8 protein-coding genes and 1 pseudogene are annotated in these 6,360 nt (G+C 52.5%); 2 read left to right on the top strand and 7 right to left on the bottom strand.

Annotation, left to right across the window (positions count from 1 at the left end):
* Nucleotides 1-175: 175 nt before the first annotated feature.
* Together ACLL9E_RS06655 and ACLL9E_RS06660 are read left to right on the top strand one after the other, a co-directional pair.
* Entirely contained in the window at nt 176-646 is a 471-nt protein-coding gene (locus ACLL9E_RS06655) for a thermonuclease family protein (protein ID WP_411290955.1), read from the top strand.
* A gap of 24 nt (nt 647-670) precedes the next feature.
* Nucleotides 671-1,414, top strand: a complete 744-nt coding sequence (locus ACLL9E_RS06660; RefSeq protein WP_411290956.1) for an SOS response-associated peptidase family protein — start codon at nt 671-673, stop codon at nt 1,412-1,414.
* A 7-nt stretch (nt 1,415-1,421) separates the two neighbouring features.
* On the opposite strand, the gene ACLL9E_RS06665 is transcribed toward ACLL9E_RS06660, so the two are convergent.
* The 7 genes and pseudogenes from ACLL9E_RS06665 to ACLL9E_RS06695 form a co-directional block, all read right to left on the bottom strand.
* A complete protein-coding gene (locus ACLL9E_RS06665; protein WP_411290957.1) occupies nt 1,422-1,847 on the bottom strand; it encodes an ion channel in 426 nt (141 codons plus the stop codon).
* Nucleotides 1,848-2,200: 353 nt separating this feature from the next.
* Complete coding sequence (locus ACLL9E_RS06670; protein WP_411290958.1) at nt 2,201-2,500, bottom strand: DUF1294 domain-containing protein; 300 nt, start codon at nt 2,498-2,500, stop codon at nt 2,201-2,203.
* A gap of 39 nt (nt 2,501-2,539) precedes the next feature.
* Nucleotides 2,540-2,746, bottom strand: coding sequence for a hypothetical protein (locus tag ACLL9E_RS06675; RefSeq protein WP_411290959.1), 207 nt, complete (start codon nt 2,744-2,746; stop codon nt 2,540-2,542).
* A gap of 67 nt (nt 2,747-2,813) precedes the next feature.
* Nucleotides 2,814-3,062 (bottom strand): excalibur calcium-binding domain-containing protein, encoded by a 249-nt coding sequence (locus ACLL9E_RS06680; protein ID WP_411290960.1) that lies wholly within the window; start codon nt 3,060-3,062, stop codon nt 2,814-2,816.
* Nucleotides 3,063-3,142: 80 nt separating this feature from the next.
* The gene (locus ACLL9E_RS06685; RefSeq protein ID WP_411290961.1) at nt 3,143-4,873 is read right to left on the bottom strand and encodes an AAA family ATPase; all 1,731 of its coding nucleotides are present in this window, start codon (nt 4,871-4,873) and stop codon (nt 3,143-3,145) included.
* 7 nt (nt 4,874-4,880) lie between these two features.
* Entirely contained in the window at nt 4,881-5,933 is a 1,053-nt protein-coding gene (locus ACLL9E_RS06690) for a ribonucleotide-diphosphate reductase subunit beta (RefSeq protein WP_411290962.1), read from the bottom strand.
* Between the two features lie 51 nt (nt 5,934-5,984).
* Nucleotides 5,985-6,360 (bottom strand): annotated as a pseudogene (locus ACLL9E_RS06695) (ribonucleotide-diphosphate reductase subunit alpha); the annotation flags it as partial.

Below are 6,360 nucleotides of genomic sequence, written 5' to 3' on the forward strand. Positions count from 1 at the left end.
GTCGCGTCCAATTTGGATTTAACGCGCCGCGACTTTTCGCCGCTATTGAGCTTAAGTTGTAAAATATGGTACGACCTGACGCTTCGGCCGGTCCAGCGCAGGGGGCTTCGGATATATTCCGGGTCCCCTGCGCATCCAGCCAAATGTTTAGTCACGCGCAAAGGTCCAGTGCACAATGACTCGGTTTCTGCCGCTTACGCTCGTCCTTTCGGCCGCCACTTTTTGGGGCGTCTGGACTTTGTCCGATCCCGCGTCCGCGGTTGGCGCAGCCGCCCTTGCCGCCAGCAGCGCAGACCAAGAAGCGGCAAATTTTGGCCTGTGCCATAGCGGCGGCGGAACTAACTGCGTAGTTGACGGCGACACAATCCGGTACCGCGGCATCAAAATCCGTATCGCCGATATCGACACGCCCGAAACGCACGAGCCGCGCTGTCCGGCGGAAGCGGATCTTGGCGCCGCGGCAACACGGCGGATGCACCAGCTGGTCAATGCAGGGCCATTTACCCTTCAAAGCATCGACCGCGATGAAGACCGCTATGGCCGCAAATTGCGCATCCTGACGCGTAGCGGCGAAAGCCTTGGCGATGTGTTGGTCAATGAAGGCCTTGCCCGATATTATGAAGGTGGACGCCGCAGCTGGTGCTGACGCGCCAAAGCGTAAGCTTCATGGTTGACGACAAAGAGCCCTCCGCGCAATCTGCCTGTCATGTGCAACCATTATCGCAATATCCCCGGCGCGCAGCATCTGCTGCCGACATGGCGCGAGTTTATATCGTGGAGCACGCAGGTCACGCCGGCCCCCGATGTCGCTCTTGTCGATGACATGTGGCCCCGTCGCGAGGCGGCAGTTGTGCGGCAATGCGCAGAAGCAGGCGGCGCAATCGTCGACCAGATGATCTGGGGCGTCCCGCTTGCGCTCCCCGGCAAGCGTGCGGGCACGACCGTGACCAAGCACATTACCAATGTCCGCAACCTTGAAAGCCCGTTCTGGCGGTCGATGCTGAACAAGCCCGAACAAAGATGCCTTGTGCCGTTCAGCAGCTTTGCCGAGCCCCAAATCGGGGCAGGGCGCGCCGAACACTGGTTCCATATCAAGGACCGCCCCGTGGCCGCCTTTGCCGGCGTATGGCGCTGGGCAGCGGCAGCAGGGCCAGCCGCAAAGAAGGCAAGCACCGATGACCTGCTCGGCAATCTGGAGGATTCGGGCCAAAGCGAAAGCGTAGCAGCGCCACCGCCGTCCAAAGTCTTCGCCTTCCTCACCTGCGCGCCCAACCCTTTGGTCGCGCCGCTGCATCCCAAGGCGATGCCCGTCATCTTGCACGAGGCGGATTATCAGGCTTGGCTGACCGCCGATTGGGTGGAGGCCACAAAGCTGGTAACGCCATTCCCAAGCCAGTTGATGACGGTGGCGTGATGCGTGCCTAACGCCGCCCCAACCGGTTTACGATTGTCACGAAAAACGCTGTAGACCAACCCAGCAACAAAAGACCGTTTATCCCCTCGATCGCAGCCACAAGCCGCCATTCGGGATCAATATAGCGATCGTCAAAGCCAATCCCGGCATAGCTAATTGTCGAGAAATAAACTGCTGTTTCCAGACTGCTAACCGCGCCGATGCCTTCATATAAAAAGGCGTAGAGCCATATTTCCAGACCATGCAGGATAAACAAGGCCAGCACCAACCCCAGCGTAAATCCCATCGTCCTGAGTGAAAAGCTTTGAATATGATGGGCGCGTTCGACCTGAACCTCGCCGCCCAACATGCGGCCAAGGATGGCAAGGCCAACACCATGAATGATCACAGTCACAATCACCATGATCGTGGAAATCAAAAGCTGAATGATCATGGCGGGTTCTTGCACAAAGCCCGGCAAGCGTCAAAGCCGATAAGCTGGCGGCGGCGACGTGGGTTAGGCCAGTCCCAATCCAGTTGATGGCATTGGAACAGCCATTTTCAGGGCCTTCCGGGCCAAGCCGCCGACGGCTTCCGAATTTACAAAGTCACACTAAGGTCTCACCTAAACGGTCTGCGCGTTGCCCCGGGTCAGGCCGAAAAAAGTTTTTTAAAGCGGCGATTTTCTGTGCCGATCGTGGCCGCGTTTATGTCAACTTTTCAAAGAACATTGCCCGCTTTTGCGGATCTTACACGCGATACTCTCAAACGAAATCCTACATTGCAATGCAAAATATCATCGGGCGTTCAGCCAGCGATTATCCATCCACCTGCAATCGCAGCGGCGGCGGCATGAAGCGCAGCGGTCTGGTGCAGATGGCTGCAAAAGGGTTGCTTGCGCGTCTTGTGGCGGAATATGGCGCGTCCGGCATAGGCCCCAACCGACCCGCCAAAAAAGGCCCAGGCGAGCAACGTGCCCTCCGAAATCCGCCACGACCCGGCCTCGGCCCGCAATTTGTCGAGGCCAAACAGCATGAAGGTCATCAGGTTGATGAGCGCAAACAGCGCGAGGAGGTTGGGCCAGTTGAGGAAGGCGGGCAGGGGCATGATGATTATTTTTCTGGCGTGCGGTTGTGCTGAGTCGCCTTAGCGCTGTTCAAGCTGCTTCAGGTTGTTCGCGCTGTTTTCAAGCGCCTTTATCGTTTCGTCAACCTGCTGTTGGCTTGCTGCATCATCCGCGGGCGCCTCCGCTTTATCGGGGATCGAGCAATAGGCGGTAAGCATAACCGACGCAGCAAACCACAACGCCTTCCAGCGGCTGGCAAAGACGGTTTTGATCGAGGGGCCGAACATGAGTGTATCATGCGCGCGGAGGGTTAACAATTGATGTGGGTTGGTGCGCGGTTAGCCGTTAGCGAGTTCAATAATAGTCTTCGCAGGCGATACCGTCACCGTCGCCATCCATATGTTCGCCATAGCCGGGATCGCCGCGATACAAGGGCGCCTTGTCAGCAGCGCGGACTTCTCTGCAGCCGCTATAATGGACAGATTGCTCGACTGCATCGCGCGCGGCGATTTCTTCTTCGGTGACGGCAGGAAAATTGTACACGCCCAAAAAGGTCAGGACGACCAAGGGTGCAGCGATTTTAAGGAATGAGTCGTCAGCCATAAATGTAAAATGGCATGCTGTGGTTAAGGGGAGGTTGGGAGCTACCCAAAATTTGGGGCTTGGTGCCTTTTCGCCAAATTTTAAATAAAATTCTCAAAAAAATTATCGAAAAATCTTCTGCATGTAAGTCGTTGCGAAGCAATCCTTGCACATTGATATTTGAATATCTCTTTGCTTAATCCCGTATTGTTTAAATATATTTTCACAAAATTGTCGATGATATATTTTCCGTCATATAGTTCGCGTCGCAAATTCGTCTCTTTAATTTGGCTTACTTTCTTCTCGCATTCCCTGCGTAATGCTGAGATATTTTTATCTGAATAAGTTGAGTTTAAAAATTCTACATGAGCCTTAATCTGTATCCCGGCGCGTTCCAATGGACCCCTGACTCTAAAAACTGTTTTACCAAGCTCGGCTTTAACCCGCCTTTCTACTTCGTGATTTTCCATACTGTCCAAAATTGACGTTATTGCATCCTCGACGTCCGATACTTTCGAAAAATCCGTTTTTTCGATCACAAGTTCTAAGGCTTCGAAGATGACATCAGGGTCGATAAGAAAATTTTCTACCATGCTAACTGGTAGCATTTTCACCAACTTATCCTCGTCTTCCAAGTCTACGTCACGATCAACTAGAGCACAGACTTTGGCGCTGGAGCCGAAGGACATCATCATCTCGGAAAGACTCCGCGCCTTGGTGATGCACTCGCTTTTGCTTGATGACGGTGTAACAGTAATTCGACGAAACCTGAGGTCTAAAAGTTCATAAATTTTGCGGTCGCTGGAAGATTGACTGTTCGGTGTCAGTTCTTTGCCTTCAACAATCACAATGCTTTTCATCGCAGTTAAATCGGATCGGCGCCCGAACACCTCGTTGATTAAATCAAGTTTATTTTCGTCTCCCGCAATACGAACGAGTTGATTTTCTCCGTCCTCAACAGAATGAACAGGCTTCATCAAATAGAGTTCGTCATGGTTTGCCGCTTCAACCAAGACCTGTGAGTGGGAAGAAATTATGAACTGATAACGTCTTGCCGCTGAGAGGTCGCGCATGTAGGATAATAGTAATTCTTGAAGATTTGGATGTAAATGTAGTTCCGGTTCATCAATAATTACAGGCCTACATATCCACTCAATTTCAGATGTCGGCTCTTCTATTCGTTTTAAGTTGTGCAGAATTTCGTGCTCAATTAATGGCAAAAACAACTGTACAATAGATTTTTCCCCGGAACTCAAATTATCAAACTCAATAAGCGTTTCGGTTTTTTTATTTAAGAATAAGACTTTCATATCAGTCTTTTCTGTAACATTTACCTCAACAAATTGCATATGAGGCAAGAGAGTATCAATCAGATCTGAAAGAGGCTTCCAAACATTAGGTATTGAATGTTTCCTTATCTCACCATTTCGGTGAAATAAAATTGCAATCCTGTTGTTCACGTCTGATGCTATGTTACAAAGCGTGTATTTTATTAGATTACCACTCTCATCTGCATTCCACGGGTCGCGACCATGGTCAAAGACGCGAATGCCTTCGACTTGCGATACGTTATCGCTTGTCATAATTTCTGACAGTTTAACTTGCGGCCCGAGCCAACGACTCTGAATGTTTTGACGACGAATTGCCCTGTGTGGTCCAATGTAAATTGGCTGGGTTGCTTGACTTGATCTTTTGATAGCGATCAAAAGGGTCGATTTTCCCGATCCATTGGGACCAGTTATGACCATAACCGGAGGCACTGAGCTACAATTGGCGGTTTTGATACCTCTATCATGACTTACCGCAATTTGCGTTATTGGCAGGTTCGCCACGTTTAGACTACTCCGCGGCAACCCCAGCCTGTTCGAACATGTCCATGCCGTCATTTTCCGCGACGATCACTTCGGCGACGTCTTTCTTCTTGCGGCGGTCGAAGCTGTCCCAGACCTGGCCCCAGTCGCCGCGTGTCGACGCCTTGCTGTATTCCGTCGCGCGGGTTTCGAAGAAGTTGGCGTGCTCGACACCGTTCAGCAATGGCGCGAGCCATGGCAGCGGGTGGTCTTCGACCATGTAGATTGGATTGAAGCCCAATTGGCCAAGGCGCCAGTCGGCGATGTAGCGGATGTAGCGCTTGATTTCCTTGGCAGTCATGCCGGGAACCGGGCCCATTTCGAAGGCGAGATCGATGAAATTGTCTTCCAGACGGACAACCTTCTGGCAGCAATCGATGATGTCTTCCTTCACCGCCTTGGTCAGGCAGCCGCGCTCTGCACAGAATGCGTGGAACAGCTTGGTGATGCCTTCGCAGTGCAAGCTCTCGTCGCGGACGGACCAGGAGACGATCTGCCCCATGCCCTTCATCTTGTTGAAGCGCGGGAAGTTCATCAGCATCGCGAAGCTGGCGAACAATTGAAGCCCCTCAGTAAAGCCGCCGAACATCGCGAGCGTGCGGGCGATATCTTCATCGCTGTCGACGCCGAACTGGTGGATATAATCTACCTTTGCGGCCATTTCCTCATATTCGAGGAACGCCGAATATTCGCTTTCGGGCATACCGATGGTGTCGAGCAAGTGGCTGTACGCCGCGACGTGTACGGTTTCCATATTGGAAAATGCGGTCAGCATCATCTTGACTTCAGTCGGCTTGAACACGCGGCCATAATGTTCGTGGTAGCAATTCTGGACCTCGATATCGGCTTGCGTGAAGAAGCGGAAAATCTGAGTCAAAAGGTTGCGCTCATGGTCAGACAGCTTCTGCGCCCAGTCGCGGCAATCCTCGCCCAAGGGCACTTCTTCAGGCAGCCAGTGGATCTGCTGCTGGCGTTTCCAGAAGTCATAGGCCCATGGATATTCAAAGGGCTTGTATGAGTTGCGTGCTACTAACAATGACATGTCGATTTCCTTGGACCTGTAATTTCAAATGTTGCGATGGTGCCGGACGCCTTATTGGCAGGCGAGGCATTCTTCATAATCGGTTTGCGCGGCGAGTTCGATGACGGGCGCTTCGGCGGTATTGTCGGCCTCAACCCCGCCGGCAAAGCCAGCGCGCTGGATAGACTTCGACCGCAGATAATATAGCGACTTCACGCCCAATTCCCAAGCGCGGAAGTGGAGCATGAGCAGGTCCCATTTTTCCACATCAGCAGGGATGTAGAGGTTCAGCGACGTTGCCTGGTCGATATAGGGCGTGCGGTCAGCGGCGAGCTCGATCAGCCAGCGCTGGTCGATTTCGAAGCTGGTCTTGAACGTGTCCTTTTCCTCAGGGGTGAGGAAATCGAGATGCTGCACGCTGCCGCCCTTTTCGAGGATGCTGTTCCAG

It is taken from the genome of Sphingorhabdus sp. (assembly GCF_046596595.1).
Classification (GTDB): domain Bacteria; phylum Pseudomonadota; class Alphaproteobacteria; order Sphingomonadales; family Sphingomonadaceae; genus Sphingorhabdus_B.

What these genes read in the sequence shown, in the direction of transcription:
- ACLL9E_RS06670 (WP_411290958.1), bottom strand. Translation starts at nt 2,500, where the DNA reads ATGCCCCTGCCCGCCTTCCTCAACTGGCCCAACCTCCTCGCGCTGTTT.
- ACLL9E_RS06655 (WP_411290955.1), top strand. Translation starts at nt 176, where the DNA reads ATGACTCGGTTTCTGCCGCTTACGCTCGTCCTTTCGGCCGCCACTTTT.
- ACLL9E_RS06680 (WP_411290960.1), bottom strand. Translation starts at nt 3,062, where the DNA reads ATGGCTGACGACTCATTCCTTAAAATCGCTGCACCCTTGGTCGTCCTG.
- ACLL9E_RS06690 (WP_411290962.1), bottom strand. Translation starts at nt 5,933, where the DNA reads ATGTCATTGTTAGTAGCACGCAACTCATACAAGCCCTTTGAATATCCA.
- ACLL9E_RS06665 (WP_411290957.1), bottom strand. Translation starts at nt 1,847, where the DNA reads ATGATCATTCAGCTTTTGATTTCCACGATCATGGTGATTGTGACTGTG.
- ACLL9E_RS06675 (WP_411290959.1), bottom strand. Translation starts at nt 2,746, where the DNA reads ATGTTCGGCCCCTCGATCAAAACCGTCTTTGCCAGCCGCTGGAAGGCG.